The sequence below is a fragment of the Bacillus sp. z50 genome (assembly GCF_058313585.1).
Genome location: NZ_JBZFQL010000002.1, coordinates 335,285 through 353,933, shown reverse-complemented (window position 1 = coordinate 353,933; position 18,649 = coordinate 335,285). Strand labels below are relative to the sequence as shown.

Sequence of the window (18,649 nt, the reverse complement as noted above, 5' to 3'; positions counted from 1 at the left end):
CTTTTTAACTCGACAACTATGGAGTATACTAATATTAATTTGATTGAAATCCAACAGATCTTGTCAAAATGATGAGAAACAGGATAAATTTTGTAAGATTATTGTAAGTAGAGAGGAGCAATGAAGAAATGGAGCAAACAAAACGCACATTTTCTTTAGATTGGGCAGGACGTCCATTAACGGTTGAAATCGGCCAATTAGCAAAGCAAGCTAATGGTGCTGCTTTGATTCGCTATGGCGATTCAGCCGTATTAAGTACAGCTGTAGCTTCAAAGGAACCGAAGAATTTAGATTTCTTCCCATTAACTGTAAGCTATGAAGAAAAATTATACGCAGTAGGTAAAATCCCTGGAGGGTTCATTAAACGTGAGGGTAGACCAAGTGAAAAAGCGGTACTTACAAGTCGTCTAATCGACCGTCCAATTCGCCCGCTGTTCGCAGATGGGTTCCGTAATGATGTACAAGTAGTCAGTATGGTTCTTAGTGTAGATCAAAACTGCCCAACTGAAATGGCAGCTATGTTCGGATCCTCATTGGCACTTTGTGTTTCTGATATCCCGTTTGAAGGACCAATTGCCGGTGTTATTGTAGGTCGCGTTGATGGTAAGTTTGTCATTAACCCAACGATCGAACAACTTGAAAACAGTGATATTCATTTAACTGTTGCAGGAACAATGGATGCTATTAACATGGTTGAAGCAGGAGCACAGGAAGTGCCGGAAGAAACCATGCTGGAAGCTATCATGTTTGGACATGATGAAATCAAGAAACTGATTGCATTCCAAAATGAGATTGTGGCTGCAGTTGGTAAAGAAAAACGTGAAATAACTCTTTATGAGCTAGATGCAGAATTAATCGAGGAAGTTAAAGGTATGTGTTTAGAAGAAATGAACACTGCTGTGCAAGTTCAAGAAAAACATGCTCGTGAAGATGCAATCAAAGCAGTAAGAGAAAAAGTTGTTGCTGTCTTTGAAGAAAAAGAAGCTGATGAAGAAAAGCTTAAGCAAGTAAATGAAATCTTGAGTAAATTGGTGAAGGATGAAGTTCGCCGTTTAATTACGGAAGAGAAAATCCGCCCTGATGGAAGAAGTCCTGAAGAAATTCGTCCATTATCCTCTGAAGTTGGCTTATTGCCTCGTACTCATGGTTCCGGATTATTTACTCGTGGACAAACTCAAGCCCTTTCTATTGCTACACTGGGTGCATTAGGAGATGTTCAGATATTGGACGGGCTTGGCCTTGAAGAGTCTAAACGTTTCATGCATCATTATAATTTCCCGCATTTCAGCGTTGGTGAAACTGGACCTATCAGAGGACCAGGCAGACGTGAAATCGGACATGGTGCATTAGGTGAGAGAGCGCTTGAGCCGGTTATTCCAAATGAAAATGATTTTCCATATACTATTCGTCTTGTGTCAGAAGTACTTGAATCTAATGGCTCTACGTCTCAGGCAAGTATTTGTGCAAGCACATTGGCATTAATGGATGCGGGTGTTCCAATTAAAGCGCCGGTAGCAGGAATTGCAATGGGTCTTATTAAAAAGGGAGAACATTATACAGTTCTTTCCGATATTCAAGGAATGGAAGACCACTTGGGAGATATGGACTTTAAAGTAGCAGGTACAGCAAAAGGTGTAACTGCACTTCAAATGGACATAAAAATTGCAGGTCTGACTCGTGAAATCTTAGAGGAAGCATTAATGCAAGCTCAAAAGGGCCGGAATCATATTCTGAATCACCTTACAAGCACATTAGAGCAGCCAAGAAAAAATCTTTCTCAATATGCGCCTAAGATTTTAACGATGGCTATTAAACCTGACAAAATCAGAGACGTTATTGGACCAAGCGGAAAACAAATCAATAAAATTATTGAAGAAACCGGTGTAAAAATTGATATCGAGCAGGATGGTACAATCTACATCGCATCCACTGATCAGGAAATGAATGAAAAGGCTAAAATGATTATTGAAGATTTGGTACGCGAAGTTGAAGTTGGCCAAATTTATCTTGGTACGGTTAAACGTATTGAGAAATTTGGATGCTTCGTTGAAATCTTCAAAGGTAAAGATGGTCTTGTCCACATTTCTGAACTGGCAGAAGAACGTGTAGGAAAAGTCGAGGATGTAGTAAAAATTGGTGATGAGATCCTTGTTAAGGTAACTGAAATAGACAGACAAGGAAGAGTCAACCTTTCTCGTAAAGCAGTTCTAAAAGAACAAAAAGAAAAAGCAGAACAGAAATAAACATGACTTGGTCGGCTAGGAGACATTGGTTTCCTAGTCTTTTAATCATGTTCATATCTAATTATGGATTCTTGCGGTTCTAACCTGTCCTACCTGCTCATACATTTTGTGTGAGGAGGAGAAGAGATGGATAAAAAATTGTTGCAATTTCTTGCATTTTGTACCATTTGCGTTATATCATGGGTGTTGGTGCAAAGCTCATTTATGGACCAATATGTAAAAGGTATTCCAAATGGAACTGTCGCTTATGTTACAAATACAAATGATGAACTGTACCAACAAATTGAACAAGCAGCTAAAACATATAATCAAGAGCCTGTAGACGCTGTTATAGATAAGGTGTGGAAGAAAACACCCGGATACAATGGCATTCAGGTCAACATTGAGAAATCTTATAAAAAGATGAAAACTAAGGGTAAATTTCAGGAAGCTCAACTCATTTTCAAAGAAAACAGCCCTAATGTTCATTTACAAGACTTGTCACCATCGCCAATATACCGTGCGAATCCAAATAAACCCGTTGTATCCTTTATTATTAATGTAGCCTGGGGTAATGAGTATATTGAAGGAATGCTGGACACTTTAAAGAGACATAAGATTCATGCTACATTTGTATTGGAAGGACGCTGGGTAAAGAATAATCCGGATCTAGCCAAGCGGATAGCAGCAGCCGGTCATGAATTAGGGAATCATTCATATACTCATCCAAATATGCAACAATTATCAGCTGCGGCTGCTGAGAAAGAAATCAGCGAAACAAATCGGGTCATCCAGGAGGTAACAGGATATACTCCTAAGCTATTTGGACCTCCGAGCGGAAGTTTTAATGATCGTACAGTTAAGGTTGCAGCAAGTCTTGGAATGGAAACCATATTATGGACAGTTGATACAGTAGATTGGAAAAAACCCACACCGGAAGTCTTAACAAAAAGGGTCCTTGACCACATACATAAAGGTGCGCTTATTCTTATGCACCCAACAGAATCAACATCAAAATCAATGGATATATTAATCAAGAACATTGAGAAGGAATATAAAATTGTACCTGTCAGTGAGGCATTCAAAGAAGAACGTATAAGTCCCTGAAGACTTTCCTGCCTTTATTTTGGCGGGAAAGTTTCTCTATGCTATAAAAATGTATACATATTGGGTATGGTAATAAAGAGGGGCATCATGAATAGGAGGAACATTTGTTGATAAAAAAATATACTTGTCAAAATGGGGTCCGTATCGTATTGGAAACAATCCCTACTGTTCGTTCAGTGGCGATTGGTATTTGGATTAAAACCGGTTCCCGAAATGAAGATTCCTTAAATAATGGAATTTCGCATTTCTTGGAGCATATGTTTTTTAAAGGAACAACAACAAGATCTGCCAAAGAAATAGCCGAATCATTTGATCGGATTGGCGGTCAGGTAAATGCTTTCACCTCAAAAGAATATACGTGCTACTATGCCAAAGTATTGGACGATCATGCACCTTATGCGCTGGATGTTCTTGGTGATATGTTCTTTAATTCTACATTTGCTGAAGAGGAATTGAAAAAAGAAAAAAATGTAGTTTGCGAAGAGATTAAGATGTATGAAGACACACCTGATGATATTGTTCATGATATTTTAAGCCAGGCTGTTTACGAAAAACACCCGCTTGGTTACCCTATTTTAGGTACAGATAAAATTCTTGATACCATTAATTCAGAGACATTGAAACAATATGTCTATAATCACTATACACCTGATAAAGTGGTAATCTCGATTGCAGGAAATGTGGATGAGAGTTTTATCAAGCAGGTTGAAGGTTTATTTGGAAGCTATGAAGGCGGTACAGCACGTCCTGAATTGGAAAAACCAACTTTCCATACCAATAAGATTGTCAGAAAAAAAGATACCGAACAAGCCCATTTATGTCTTGGGTATAACGGTTATGATATAGGCAATGAAAATATTTATAGCTTAATCACTCTGAACAATGTACTTGGAGGATCTATGAGCAGCCGTTTATTCCAAAATGTGCGAGAAGAAAAAGGGCTTGCTTACAGTGTCTATTCCTATCATACCTCCTATCAGGATAATGGTATGGTGGTTATTTATGGTGGAACAGGGGCAAATCAAGTTCATCAGCTTTATGATACAATACAGGAAACTCTTACTGAATTGCGTAATGACGGCATTACTGCCAAAGAGCTTGATAACTGTAAAGAGCAGCTGAAAGGAAGTTTGATGCTAAGCTTAGAAAGCACAAACAGCCGAATGAGCCGTAACGGTAAAAATGAGCTGTTATTGGGTAGACATCGAACTCTTGATGACATAGTTGAATTAATCGATGCTGTTTCGCTTAACAGCGTAAATCAGTGTATAGAAGATATTTTTACAGACTCCTATGCAGCAGCTTTATTGGGTCCGCAAGATGAGTGGAACTTAGATTAAAAAATAAATCTCTGGCAAGCTGGCGTGAACATCCATTGGATTTTGCGCCGGCTTGTTTTTTTGCGTGTTTGGAACAACTTTTTCTTCTAAAAGGATGTCACTCATTCATATAGTGAGATTAAGCAGAATGTGATAGGAGTGTCCTAAAATGAAGCTGAGCGAATTAAGTGGCAAAGAAATTGTGGATGTAAAAAAAGCAGAACGATTGGGCGTCCTTGGTCAAACTGACCTTGAGATCGATGAGTTAACCGGACAAATAACCGCCCTTTTAATCCCATCTGGAAAATGGTTTGGTTTTAGAAAGAATGGTGATGAGGTCCGTGTGCCATGGAGTCAAATAAAAAAGATTGGTACGGATATGGTCATCATTGATATTCCTGATGGAAATTCAATAAAGGAAACTTAAAAAACGCCGAAGGGCGTTTTTTTTTTGTTTACCTCGTTTTTATCACGTCTGGTTCCTGTATTTCATACTATGGGTTGTATGAATTGATCTTTAAAAAATAAAGAAGGTGAAAATCTTCCATGCTCACAGGAATGAATATTGCCGTTCTTGGTGGAGATGCCAGGCAGCTTGAAGTGATTCGAAAATTAACCGAGTTGGACGCAAAGGTATATTTAACAGGTTTTGAACAGTTAGCACATGCATACACGGGAGCAGTAAAGGAAAAACTGGAAGATTTGCCGGTAAAAGAGCTGGATGCGATTATTTTGCCTGTTGCTGGCACAAATATGGAAGGTAAGCTGGATACCATTTTTTCAAATATGCAAGTCATCCTGACAGAAGCTTTTTTAAAGGAGACACCGGAACATTGTACAATCTATTCCGGTATAAGCAATGATTATTTAATAAATATAACGAAACAGGCAAACCGTAAACTAGTTCAATTATTTGAACGAGATGATGTAGCTATTTATAATTCTATTCCCACAGTAGAAGGTACCATTATGATGGCCATTCAGCATACAGATTTTACGATACACGGATCAAATGTGATTGTTCTTGGATTAGGAAGAGTGGGAATGAGTGTGGCACGTGCTTTCCATGGACTGGGGGCCAAAGTTCAAGTTGGTGCCCGTAAATCAGAACATATAGCCAGAATAGAGGAAATGGGGTTAACTCCCTTCCATTTATCTGCGTTGGAATCTGTGGTTGAAAATGTGGATATTTGTATTAATACGATTCCTCACAAAATCATTACCGCAGGAATTATTTCAAGGATGCCGTCCCGAACGTTGATTATTGATTTGGCTTCGAAACCGGGCGGAACAGATTTTAGATATGCAGAAAAACGTGGAGTTAAAGCCATATTAGCACCAGGGTTACCCGGTATAGTGGCCCCAAAGACAGCCGGTCAGATTATTGCAAATGTGCTGGGACAGTTATTGTTGGATGATTTAGGAAATGGAAGGGAGACACCATGATGGATGTTAAGGGGATGAGAATAGGGTTTGGATTGACAGGATCGCACTGTACGTATGATGAAGTATATCCACAAATTGAAAAGCTGGTACATGCAGGAGCCGAGGTTGTCCCTGTTGTCAGTTATACTGTTAAAAATACCGACACAAGATTTGGCAAGGGAGAGGATTGGATAGCAAGAATAGAAAAACTGACAAACAGAAAAGCGATTGATACCATCGTCGATGCGGAGCCTTTAGGTCCCAAATATCCGTTGGATTGTATGGTGATTGCACCCCTGACAGGTGTTTCGATGAGTAAATTTGCAAATGCACAAAATGATTCACCCGTTTTAATGGCTGCAAAAGCTACACTTCGGAATCATCGCCCAGTTGTTCTCGGTATATCGACAAATGATGCCCTAGGTTTAAATGGTGTGAATTTAATGAGACTCTTAAGCACTAAGGACATATACTTCATTCCATTTGGCCAGGATGATCCTGAAAAAAAACCAAATTCTATGGTTGCCCGAATGGAAAGTCTCGTGGAAACGGTGGAATATGCTCTTGAGGCAAAACAAATCCAGCCTATTATCATCGAAAAATACAGAGATTAAAGTGCATGATTTAAAAAAAAGATATCTTATGATATATTTTATAGAAGAATATATTCATTGTTCTGAAAAGAAGGTTGCTCCTTTTATAAAAAATATATAAATAGCTATGACAGCATATCTTATTATTTCTAGTAGTTTACATGAAAATAAATACCTAATTTTATAGGAAGGGGTAACAAACATGAATGAAAAAAAATTACACGTAGCTGTAGTCGGGGCTACTGGTGCAGTTGGACAGCAAATGATTGACACTCTTCAAAAAAGGAATTTCCCTATTGGGAAGATAAGTCTGTTATCCTCTTCTCGTTCATCAGGTAAACAAATCGAATTTAATGGAGAGACCATAACAGTACAGGAAGCAAAGCCAGAGAGCTTTGAAGGGGTAGACATTGCCCTGTTTAGTGCTGGCGGAAGTATATCTAAAGCATTAGCTCCTGAGGCTGTTAAAAGGGGTGCTATCGTTGTGGATAATACAAGTGCCTTCCGTATGGACGAAAATGTTCCGCTTGTAGTTCCTGAGGTGAATGAGGATGATCTTCGTAAGCATCAGGGAATCATAGCTAACCCTAATTGTTCGACAATCCAAATGGTAGCAGCACTTGAACCAATCAGGAAAGCCTATGGACTTAAAAAAATTATTGTTTCCACTTATCAGGCTGTTTCTGGAGCGGGTGCAGCAGCTGTTGAGGAATTAAATACGCAAGCAAGCGATATTTTAGCCGGTAAGACTGTTAATCCATCTATATTACCTGTTAAAGGTGCGGAAAAACATTATCAGATAGCTTTTAATGCTATTCCTCAGATTGATGTTTTCGGTGAGAATGGGTATACATTTGAAGAAATGAAAATGGTAAATGAAACGAAGAAAATTATGCATTTGCCGTCACTGCAGGTAGCAGCAACATGCGTTCGCCTTCCAATCGCAGTTGGTCATTCAGAATCCGTGTATATAGAAATTGAAAATAACGGTGTCAGTGCTGAGCAAGTAAAAGAAATATTACTAAATGCTCCTGGAATTGTCCTTCAGGATGATCCCGCCAATCAAGTCTATCCAATGCCGGCAGATTGTGTTGGGAAGAATGAAGTTTTTGTTGGGAGAGTAAGGAAAGATTTGGACGAAGATGCCGGGTTCCATATGTGGGTTGTTTCCGATAACCTATTAAAAGGGGCCGCCTGGAATTCTGTTCAAATTGCAGAGAGCCTTATTCGATTAGGGCTAGTGTAATTATTGAAATGATAGGATATCTTGGCCTTCTTATTTTCTCTAAAGTAGGAAGGCTCATTTTGGGGTGTAAAAAGTGAAGATCATCATTCAAAAGTTTGGCGGTACCTCTGTAAAAGATGCAGAGAGCAGAGAGTATGCGTTTCAACATATAAAAAGAGGTATAGGCAAAGGGTACAAAATAGTGGTTGTTGTATCTGCAATGGGAAGAAAAGGTGATCCATATGCAACGGATTCCTTACTTTCACTTGTTAATGAAAAAGGAATGTACTTGGGGGAACGTGAGCAGGACTTGCTATTATCTTGCGGAGAGATAATCTCAGCGGTTGTATTTACCAATATGCTCTTAGAAAAAGGAATTCGAGCGACTGCCTTAACTGGCGGACAGGCCGGTTTCAGAACAAATAATGACTATACAAATGCAAAAATAATGGAAATGAAGACAGATAGACTGATTGATGAGCTAGGAAAATCAGACGTTATCGTTGTGACTGGTTTTCAGGGTATTGCTGAAAATGGCGATATTACAACGATAGGGCGCGGCGGCAGTGATACATCTGCTGCAGCCCTTGGAGCTGCACTGAAGGCAGAGTATGTTGACATTTTTACGGATGTAGAGGGAATTATGACAGCTGATCCCCGTATTGCGGAACAAGCCAGACCGCTGTCAGTAGTAACCTATACAGAGGTATGTAACATGGCCTACCAGGGGGCTAAGGTCATTCATCCACGTGCTGTTGAAATTGCGATGCAGGCAAAGGTGCCGATGCGAATCCGTTCAACCTATGCTGAAGGTGAGGGTACGCTGGTTACAGGTCATCCGAAACACCGTCGAGGCAGTGATATACAGGAACGTCTTGTTACTGGTATTGCCCATGTAAGCAATATCACTCAGATAAAAGTAAAGGCTAAGGAAGATCAGTATGATCTGCAGGCGGAAGTCTTTACAGCGATGGCGAATTCAGGCATAAGCGTTGATTTTATTAATATTTATCCAAATGGTGCTGTGTATACTGTCTCCAACAACGATGCTAATAAGGCAATTTCGGTATTACGTGAATTAGGATATGAGCCTGGTATCCAATCAAACTGTGCCAAAGTGTCTGTCGTTGGAGCCGGGATAACGGGAGTGCCGGGAGTAACAGCGAAAATTGTTACTCCATTATCAGAACGAGGCATACAGATTCTGCAATCCGCAGATAGCCACACAACGATATGGGTATTAGTTAAAGAAGAAGATTTAGTAGAAGCTGTAAATGCTCTTCATAATGCCTTTAATCTCCATTTAATGGACGATGATCTGTTTGAATGGGAAGAACTTGCGGAATAATAAAATATAAGATTGGAAGTGGAAATATGGGTCTTTTTGGACGCGTGTCCACCGCGATGGTTACACCTTTTGATAATAAAGGGAATATTGATTTTGGTAAGACTGCAAAACTCATAGATTACTTAATTGAAACAGGCACAGATTCACTGGTGGTTTCAGGAACTACTGGTGAATCCCCAACCTTGTCAACAGAAGAAAAAGTGGCATTATTTGAATATGTCGTGAAAATTGTAAACAAACGCATCCCTGTGATAGCAGGAACTGGCTCAAATAATACGTATGCGTCCATCCATTTAACAAAGAAGGCGGAAGCGGCCGGTGTAGATGCGATTATGCTTGTAGCGCCTTATTATAATAAACCAAACCAAGAGGGGCTATATCAACATTTCAAATCTGTGGCGGATGCTACTACTCTGCCGTGCATGATTTATAATGTGCCAGGCAGAACGGTGACGAATATTCATCCGGAAACCGTTATTCGCCTGTCAGAGATTCCGAATATTGTTGCTGTAAAAGAGGCCAGCGGTAATTTAAATGCAATGACAAAAATTATTGCCAACACACCGGATGATTTCGATTTATACAGTGGAGATGATGGTTTAACTTTACCTGTACTTTCAATTGGAGGAGCAGGTGTGGTCTCGGTGGCCTCCCATATAATTGGACGTGACATCCAAAAAATGATTGAACATTTCTACGCTGGTGAAATGGCTGAGGCAGCCCAAATGCACCAGAAATTACTGCCAGTCATTGAGGGGTTATTTTTGACACCAAGCCCAGCTCCTTTAAAGACAGCCTTGCAAATCAAGGGTATGAGCGTTGGGTCTGTTCGTTTGCCTCTTGTACCAATGAATGAAGTTGAACGGAACACATTGATAAATCTATTAAATACATTAAAATAATGCTTAGTTTGTCTGTTTTTAGAGTCTGTTGAGGATAAGCCAATCCAATGCGATTGGCTTATCTATCTATTTAGTACAATTTTATACATATTCTTTTTTATACATGTTTAGTTAGCATTGAAGATGTCTGCTTTTTTTGTTATGCCTATAGCAAACAAACAGCAGTGTATATATATTATGAACCTAAAGAAAAGCATATTTTCAAAAAAAGAACGATAGTCGGAATTCATAGATAAATCTAAAAAGATGATGTCAGTGGCATGCCGATACACTATCGGTTATAATGGATTCAACTGGAAAATGGACGAGTAGTTGATAACAGGAGGAACAATAAATTGGTTAAACAAATTAGACAGAAGATCAAAGTAATTGCATTAGGCGGAGCAGGAGAGATTGGAAAAAATATGTATCTCGTCGAAGTAGACGAAGATATATTTGTGCTGGATGCCGGGTTAATGTTTCCGGAAACCGAAATGCTTGGAATAGATGTAGTAATTCCAGATATCTCTTACCTTATCGAAAATAAAGAAAGAATTCAGGGGATTTTTCTATCCCATGGTCATGAGGATCATATTGGTGCACTCCCTTATATTATTGAGGAATTGGATGCACCGGTTTATGGTACAAGATTGAGCATAGAATTAACAAAATCCAAAATCGCAGAAATTAACGAAAATTTAAATGTTGACTTTGAAGTAATAGATTCAAATACATCCCTGCGTTTTTCTTCTGCAAGAATCACATTTTTCAAAACAAATCACAGCATTCCTGATTCTGTTGGAATCTGTATTGAAACAAAAGATGGTGCAATCGTTTATACGGGTGATTTTAAATTTGATCAGGCTGCCCAGGGACTTTACAAAGCGGAAATTGGCAAAATGGCAGCAATCGGTGAGTCAGGAGTTCTCTGTCTATTATCAGATAGCTCAGGAGCAGAACGGATTGGATTTACACCTTCTGAATCCCTTGTTGCAAGAAATATGTCTGATGAATTTTACAATGCAAAAGGCAGAATTATTGTAGCATGCTATGCATCTAATCTTAACGGTCTACAGCAAGTGTTCAATGCTGCGTTTGATAATCATAAAAAAGTAGCGGTTGTCGGTAAATCTATGGAAAAAGTATTGGAAATTGCCTTGGAATTTAATTATTTGGATGTCCATGAGGATGTGTTGATTCCGATAACTGAGATCGACCAATATGAAGATCGTGAAATAATTATCCTTGCGACTGGATTGCAGGGAGAGCCATTTGAAGCACTGCAAAAAATGGCTAAGCATGGTCATAAACAAGTTAATATTAAGCAAGGTGATACTGTATTATTGGCGGCTAATGCTGTCCATGGCGGAGAATTGCTTATGTCCAGGACTATCGATTTATTATTTAGAGCAGGTGCAAAGGTAGTAGCTGGTAAAAATCAAATCCATGTATCGGGCCATGGCAGCCAGGAAGAGCTAAAAATGATGCTTAACCTCATGAAACCGAAGTATTTTATTCCCATCCAAGGTGACTATAAAATGCTAATTGCTCATATGCGCATTGCAAAATCAATTGGCTTTAACCAAAATCAAATCCATATACCAGAAAATGGTGAGGTTATTGAAATAACAAATGACTCGATTGAAAGCGCTGGAAAAGTGACTGCTGGGAATGTTTTGATTGATGGAAGTGGCGTTGGTGATGTAGGAAATATTGTCTTGCGTGACCGCCGTTTGCTATCTCAGGACGGAATTCTAATTGTAGTTGTGACTTTAAGCCGTGCGGATAAGAGTATAGTAGCAGGTCCTGAAATCATTTCACGTGGATTTGTGTATGTTCGAGAATCAGAATCATTAATGGAACAATCAACAAATATTGTGCGTGAGATTGTAATCAAAAATACTTCTAAAGACCATTTTGACTGGGCCGGAATGAAACAGGAAGTCCGTGATAGTCTAAATCATTATTTGTTCGATAAAACAAAAAGACGCCCAATGATTTTACCAATTATTATGGAAGTGTAAAAAAGGACGTAAATGGCTATCCAGCGGATAGCCATTTTTCTTATTCGGGTAAGTTCCTGGTGAAAAAGATAGGCTAGTTTATGAATTAAAGAAGAATGGGAGAGTGATACATAGTGATTACATTTGAACGCGTAACAGAAGAGAATTTATATATAGCAAAAGAAATGATGGATTCTAATTCTTCCTATTTTGATAATGAGTACGGTATATCGAAAAATAGGGAGGAAGTGTTAAAATTATTGACTCCAAACCAAGGTGATTATTTGATTAAAGCCGAGGATACGTATATTGGACTAACTGCTTTTATGGAGCATAAAGAGGAGCAGCTCGTTACGATTAATCTGATGATCATTCATGCAGATTACCAGGGATTTGGTTATGGTACTACAGCCTACTATGAATTGGAGGATCTATTTATCAAGCGTGGATTTAAAAAAACTACACTGAATGTGAGAAGTGATAACAACAGAATCAAATTATTTTGGGAGAGAAATGGGTATACAGCTAGTGAACAAGATACAAGTAATGAGAAAGATAGGGTTCATTACGAAAAGCATCTAGTTTAGTTTTAAGGTTACAGGCGGCTTGTTATAGAAAAGCCGCTCTGTTTTGTTTCTGCTCACATTTAAGACTGATGATATGGAAGTAATTTCACCAATCAAAAAAAATAAAAAAAATTTAAATGAAAACGGTTTATTCTCTTAGAAATGGGTATTATATAAATAAGAAAGGAGGAAACAATAAAGTTTAACACTTCAGGTGACTCAATCATATAGTGTTCGTTCCGTAAAAGGAAGCTTAAGTAATAAGAGTGAACGATATATGATCGAAACTATTTCTAAAAGGATTATGTGAATCTTAAACAAATGTGATAATGTGGTTTAATTCTAATGGTGAATTCTTAGGAAATTAACTCAAATGGGGAAGGATTGAAAGACAGATTTATACTGGATAGTAAGAAGTTTCAGTATAAAAAAGTCCAGATATGTTTAACCAAAAGCCTTTCACCGGATATTTTTCAAAAGGGTGGAGTTAATAATAATAGGATTCTTACCAAATGAAAAACCAAAAAAGGCAAGGTGATGGTCACAATTGGATAAGAGTGGAATGGTTGTTTAGTTCCACATAATCAGGATTGATTGAAATGGAAAATCGGGTATGAGTAACCAATAATTGAATATGCAGTGTGTTTTCAAGGTAAACGTAAAAGGTGTAAAGAAACCTTTATAATGCGGAACTAACACACTTCAGCTGAAAAGTTTGTACAGAAGTACCGGGCAGTAAAAAGTTATAATCAGCTGATGCATGGTTGAGTCTCCTAAGGTGTTAAACGATTGTTTCTCCTCAAGAATCCTAAATAAGGATTCTTTTTTTTGTATGTACTAAGTGCCCCTCAAATTGAATGGAAATGATTCCGCTGTACATACTAAAGGGGAGAGCGTTTTTGTAGAGGGGGATTAAGAGTGGATAAAAAGTTAGAGGTACCTCATGAGGAAAAGCCAGTGGATGATAATAAGGGAGCTCCCAGTGCACTTGTAGATAAGATACAAGCTTTGGGACAAACCAATGTGCCGCAGTTGCCAAAAGATTCAACCATCCATTGTTTAACGATTATAGGGCAAATAGAGGGTCATGTACAATTACCTCCACAGAATAAAACAACAAAATATGAACATGTTATTCCACAGCTGGTGGCAATAGAACAAAATCCTGATATTAAAGGGTTATTGGTTATCTTAAATACCGTTGGGGGTGATGTGGAAGCAGGGCTTGCTATGTCAGAAATGATTGCTTCTCTATCAAAGCCGACTGTATCTATCGTTTTGGGGGGAGGTCATAGTATCGGCGTCCCTATTGCAACTAGCTGTGACTATTCTTTCATAGCAGAAACAGCTACTATGACAATTCACCCTATTCGTCTTACAGGACTTGTAATCGGAGTACCCCAATCATTTGAATATCTTGATAAAATGCAGGATCGGGTTGTGAATTTTGTGGTCAAGCACTCAGACATTAATGAAGACACATTTAAGGATTTGATGTTTGCGAGAGGAAATCTTGCGAGAGATATTGGAACAAATGTAGTGGGGGAAGATGCTGTGAAAACAGGTTTAATTGATGAGGTTGGCGGAATCGGTGCAGCGATTTCAAAGCTTAACGAGATGATAAGAGAAAAAAGTGACTCTTCGAAAGGAGATTAAATATGACTTTTTATACAATTATGCCTTTGGATACTTTGATGTATGAAGAATTATATCAAGCCAGTCATGAAATGTTTAAGAAGGATGGTATTCCGTTTATTGGTGAAAGATTACCTAATGGAGCAGTAAAGGTTAACCGGATTATCAGTACAGATCCGAATGATTACTTATCAGAGACACTTGCGCCAGGAGCGGTAATTAACAACCTGTAATAGCAGTCAGTGTGTATTATTTATGCTATAATAAAGGGTGAACGGGGTAAAGGCAGCCAAGTTGGCTGCTTTCTTTCGTTTTTAATTCTATATGAAATACGGGTGGTCGAATGAGTAAGAAAAAAAAGAAATCTCGCTCCAAAAAAGGTGACCAAATAAAGTCAACTTTAAAATATGAAATATCGGGACTTTCTATATTTGGGTTTTCTGCGATTGCGATGGCAAAGCTTGGGGCAGTAGGTACTTCATTCGTGTTTCTTTCTAGGTTTTTTATGGGTGAGTGGTACATTTTACTTCTGCTTGGCTTAATGGTCTTTGGTGTGTTCCTAATGTGGAAAAGAGAGATTCCGTTCTTTTTTAAACGCCAGCTGGTCGGTATATACTTCATTATTTTAGCAATCTTACTCTCATCACATATTATTTTATTTGAGAATTTGTCCTCTAATAATGGATTTACCCAGCCAAGTGTCATTTTAAATACTTGGGAAATCTTTTGGATGGAATTACAGGGAACTGCAAGTACCATTGATCTTGGCGGTGGGATGATAGGTGCAATCCTTTATGCCGTCTTCCATTTTTTATTTGCAGATGCCGGCAGTAAATTTATTTCATTTTTATTGATTGTTGCAGGTTTAATTCTTATAACCGGTAAAGGCTTAAGTGATTCAATTGGCAAAGTACTTGGTGCGATTGGAAGATTTATCGTCAGCCAGTGGAAATCGTTTATGGCTGAACTGCGAGAGCCTAAGACTTCAAAGAATAAAAACAAAAACCAGAAAGCTAAAAGTAAAAGTGAATCGGTACAAGCTTCCTCAGTACTACAAGATGAGGGAAGTAATCCAGAAAAAGAAGATACACTTGAAGAAAGAATTATTTCGAATTTTGCTGATCGTGCCTATTTGGATGAGGAAATTGATGATAAGAAAAATGATGATCAGATAAGTAAACCAAATGATAGCACAGAAGCTCCTGCTGAACCTGTGCCACATATGAATTTTACAGAAGTTGAAAATGTGGACTATAAACTTCCAAAATTATCGCTATTGAAGTCACCAAAAAAAGCAGATCAAAGTGGAGAATATGAATTAATACATACAAATGCTGAGAAATTAGAGAGTACTTTTAAAAGCTTTGGAGTGAAAGCTAGGGTCACTCAAGTTCACTTAGGACCTGCAGTTACGAAATATGAAGTACATCCTGATGTAGGTGTAAAGGTTAGTAAGATTGTGTCATTATCAGACGATCTGGCATTAGCGCTCGCTGCTAAGGATATACGTATTGAAGCACCAATCCCAGGTAAATCAGCGATTGGGATAGAAGTGCCTAATTCAGATGTAGCAGTCGTTTCATTAAGAGAGGTTCTCGAGGTACAGCCTTCTGAAAAAAGCGGTTCTAAACTATTAATTGCTTTGGGTAGAGACATATCAGGTGAAGCAGTTTCTGCTGAACTGAATAAAATGCCTCACTTACTCGTAGCCGGAGCAACCGGAAGCGGGAAAAGTGTCTGTATTAACGGAATCATTACTAGTGTACTCATGAGAGCAAAACCACATGAAGTTAAAATGATGATGATTGATCCAAAAATGGTGGAGTTAAATGTTTATAATGGAATTCCTCATCTATTAGCTCCAGTTGTAACGGATCCTAAAAAAGCAGCTCAGGCATTAAAGAAAGTTGTTATGGAAATGGAAAGACGTTATGAGCTGTTTTCCCACTCAGGAACTCGAAATATTGAGGGGTACAATGACTTAGTGACGAGACAAAATTTAGAAGAAGGCGAAAAAAATCCTTTATTGCCATATATTATTGTCATTGTGGATGAGTTGGCAGACCTTATGATGGTTGCGTCCAGCGAGGTGGAGGATGCGATAACAAGGCTTGCACAAATGGCAAGGGCTGCAGGCATACATTTGATTATTGCAACCCAGCGGCCATCTGTAGATGTTATAACAGGAGTTATAAAAGCTAACATACCATCAAGGATTGCCTTTAGTGTTTCCTCCCAAATTGATTCAAGAACCATATTAGATATGGGAGGGGCAGAAAAACTTCTCGGTCGCGGGGATATGTTATTCCTGCCTGTAGGTGCGTCAAAGCCAGTACGGGTACAAGGTGCCTTTTTATCAGATCAGGAAGTGGAAGATGTAGTAGACTTCGTGATTTCTCAGCAAAGAGCCCAATATCAAGAGAATATGATTCCGGATGAAGTTCAGGAAACAGTAAGTGAATCAACAGATGACTTATATGATGAAGCCGTCAAATTAATTGCTGATATGCAAACCGCCTCTGTTTCGATGCTCCAAAGACGATTCAGGATTGGGTATACAAGGGCTGCACGTTTGATCGATGAGATGGAAGCTCGCGGTGTCGTTGGTCCGTATGAAGGAAGCAAACCAAGAACTGTACTTGTTCCCAAGGACTTCGATCAAGCTAGTAATTCATAAAAAGAGCAGTATAGATACCAAACCCGAAAGTTAGATTAAAAAACTAACTTTTGGGTTTTTTAGTATGTTAAATAACTGAATTTTGAACTGTAAAGAAATTTTATAAGTGAGTATTTTTTCAAAAAGTTATCAATAATTTTATATTAGGATAATTTATTTATTTTTACTTAAATTCATGTTAAATTAAAATCGAATTAGCAAACATATATATATATAATTATCAGGAAATAATTTTTCCGGATAAGAAGTACATGCACTTATTTATTGTACATATTTGTATAATACAAAAGCGAAAAATTGTACCCAAGTACACAATGCACCATTTAAGTATGGATTTTCTATAATCATTTAACAGATTCATCTAAAACGATGTTATGTGTAAAAGGATAGGGAAAAGCTCATACTATATGGAGCACCGACTAATTATTTTGGAGGTTGTTATGTTGAAAAAGAGTAAATTTGGACTGGCTTTGTCTCTTGTGCTAGCTGCTAGTACCATTCTTGGTGCTTGCGGAAGCAAAGAGGAGAGCAATGAAGGCGGCACGGCCAATGAGAAAAATAATTTCACTGTCGCAATGGTTAGTGACACAGGTGGTATTGATGACAAATCCTTCAATCAATCTGCATGGGAAGGTATTCAAGCTTTTGGTAAAGAGAATGGATTAAAAGAAGGTAAAAACGGCTATACCTACCTGCAATCTGAATCAGATGCTGATTACACCACAAACTTAAACCAACTTGTACGCCAAAAGTATAATTTAATATATGGTGTCGGATTCACAATGGAGGATGCAATTAAAGAAGCGGCTGATCAAAATCCGGATGGGAAATTTGCAATTATCGACTCAGTGGTTGAAGCTGATAACGTTGCAAGTATCACATTCAAGGAGCATGAAGGTTCATTTATTGTAGGTGTTATTGCCGGTATGCAAACAAAATCCAATAAAGTTGGCTTTGTAGGTGGAATAGAGAACCCGCTAATTCAAAAATTTGAAAAGGGCTTTATTGCTGGTGTTAAAACAGTAAATCCTAATGCTGAAGTACAAGTGAAATATACAGGAAGTTTCAGTGATGCATCTCTTGGTAAAGCAACAGCATCAGCTATGTATAAATCAGGTATTGATGTCATTTATCACGCAGCAGGAAATGGTGGTAAAGGAGTCTTCACTGAGGCAAAAAACATTAAGAAAAGCAATCCTGAAAAAGATATATGGGTAATTGGTGTAGATAAAGACCAAGCTGATGAAGGTGAAATCAGCGGTACAGACATGAACGTAACGCTCACCTCCATGGTTAAGCGTGTTGACTTAGCTGTACAAGAAGTTTCAAAACAAGCGATGGAAGGATCCTTCCCAGGAGGAAAGAACGTAGAGTTTGGTCTTGAAAATAACGGTGTTGATATTGCACCGACTAAAGATAACTTATCTGACGATATACTTAAAAAAGTTGATGAATATAAAGGTAAAATTAAGAATGGTGATATAAAAGTACCATCTACTCAAAAAGAACTTGATGCATTTTTAAAATAAGATAAAGGGATAAGGGCCTCGGTCCTTATCCCTTTAATCTCTAAAGGACCTATTAGGACTTAGCAAAGGGAAAATAGTTTTGAGGATGGACCACGATGCCAGTCTTTCGTAATTAGGCT

15 protein-coding genes are annotated in these 18,649 nt (G+C 38.3%); all 15 read left to right on the top strand.

Translation table 11 applies throughout. The features are described from left to right. Positions 1-128 precede the first annotated feature (128 nt). Entirely contained in the window at positions 129-2,243 is a 2,115-nt protein-coding gene (pnp, locus tag AC4G3N_RS07510; protein ID WP_491089976.1) for a polyribonucleotide nucleotidyltransferase, read from the top strand. A 126-nt stretch (positions 2,244-2,369) separates the two neighbouring features. Next, a complete protein-coding gene (locus AC4G3N_RS07505) occupies positions 2,370-3,329 on the top strand; it encodes a polysaccharide deacetylase family protein (protein WP_139891223.1) in 960 nt (319 codons plus the stop codon). A gap of 107 nt (positions 3,330-3,436) precedes the next feature. After that, a complete protein-coding gene (locus tag AC4G3N_RS07500; RefSeq protein ID WP_066100332.1) occupies positions 3,437-4,669 on the top strand; it encodes a M16 family metallopeptidase in 1,233 nt (410 codons plus the stop codon). A gap of 148 nt (positions 4,670-4,817) precedes the next feature. Beyond that, entirely contained in the window at positions 4,818-5,075 is a 258-nt protein-coding gene (locus AC4G3N_RS07495) for a YlmC/YmxH family sporulation protein (RefSeq protein WP_139891221.1), read from the top strand. Between the two features lie 119 nt (positions 5,076-5,194). Beyond that, on the top strand, positions 5,195-6,094 hold the full coding sequence (gene dpaA / locus AC4G3N_RS07490; RefSeq protein ID WP_066100326.1) for a dipicolinic acid synthetase subunit A: 900 nt from the start codon (positions 5,195-5,197) through the stop codon (positions 6,092-6,094). Continuing rightward, positions 6,094-6,687, top strand: coding sequence for a dipicolinate synthase subunit B (locus tag AC4G3N_RS07485; protein WP_139891556.1), 594 nt, complete (start codon positions 6,094-6,096; stop codon positions 6,685-6,687). The genes dpaA and AC4G3N_RS07485 overlap by 1 nt, the downstream gene beginning before the upstream one ends. 181 nt (positions 6,688-6,868) lie before the next feature. Beyond that, entirely contained in the window at positions 6,869-7,912 is a 1,044-nt protein-coding gene (gene asd, locus AC4G3N_RS07480; RefSeq protein WP_491089974.1) for an aspartate-semialdehyde dehydrogenase, read from the top strand. 73 nt (positions 7,913-7,985) lie between these two features. Then, complete coding sequence (gene dapG / locus AC4G3N_RS07475) at positions 7,986-9,239, top strand: aspartate kinase (RefSeq protein WP_139891220.1); 1,254 nt, start codon at positions 7,986-7,988, stop codon at positions 9,237-9,239. Positions 9,240-9,265: 26 nt separating this feature from the next. Continuing rightward, positions 9,266-10,141, top strand: a complete 876-nt coding sequence (gene dapA / locus AC4G3N_RS07470) for a 4-hydroxy-tetrahydrodipicolinate synthase (RefSeq protein WP_066100317.1) — start codon at positions 9,266-9,268, stop codon at positions 10,139-10,141. A 335-nt stretch (positions 10,142-10,476) separates the two neighbouring features. After that, positions 10,477-12,144, top strand: a complete 1,668-nt coding sequence (locus tag AC4G3N_RS07465; RefSeq protein ID WP_139891219.1) for a ribonuclease J — start codon at positions 10,477-10,479, stop codon at positions 12,142-12,144. Positions 12,145-12,257: 113 nt separating this feature from the next. Then, positions 12,258-12,710, top strand: coding sequence for a GNAT family N-acetyltransferase (locus AC4G3N_RS07460; RefSeq protein WP_066100312.1), 453 nt, complete (start codon positions 12,258-12,260; stop codon positions 12,708-12,710). A gap of 936 nt (positions 12,711-13,646) precedes the next feature. After that, positions 13,647-14,345 (top strand): ClpP family protease, encoded by a 699-nt coding sequence (locus AC4G3N_RS07455; protein ID WP_373925464.1) that lies wholly within the window; start codon positions 13,647-13,649, stop codon positions 14,343-14,345. Positions 14,346-14,347: 2 nt separating this feature from the next. Continuing rightward, positions 14,348-14,557, top strand: coding sequence for a YlzJ-like family protein (locus AC4G3N_RS07450; protein ID WP_139891216.1), 210 nt, complete (start codon positions 14,348-14,350; stop codon positions 14,555-14,557). 110 nt (positions 14,558-14,667) lie between these two features. Then, positions 14,668-17,001: a DNA translocase FtsK gene (locus AC4G3N_RS07445; protein ID WP_139891215.1), complete on the top strand. Its 2,334-nt coding sequence runs from the start codon at positions 14,668-14,670 to the stop codon at positions 16,999-17,001. Positions 17,002-17,444: 443 nt separating this feature from the next. Beyond that, entirely contained in the window at positions 17,445-18,530 is a 1,086-nt protein-coding gene (locus AC4G3N_RS07440) for a BMP family lipoprotein (RefSeq protein ID WP_066102259.1), read from the top strand. The last annotated feature ends 119 nt before the right edge of the window (positions 18,531-18,649 follow it).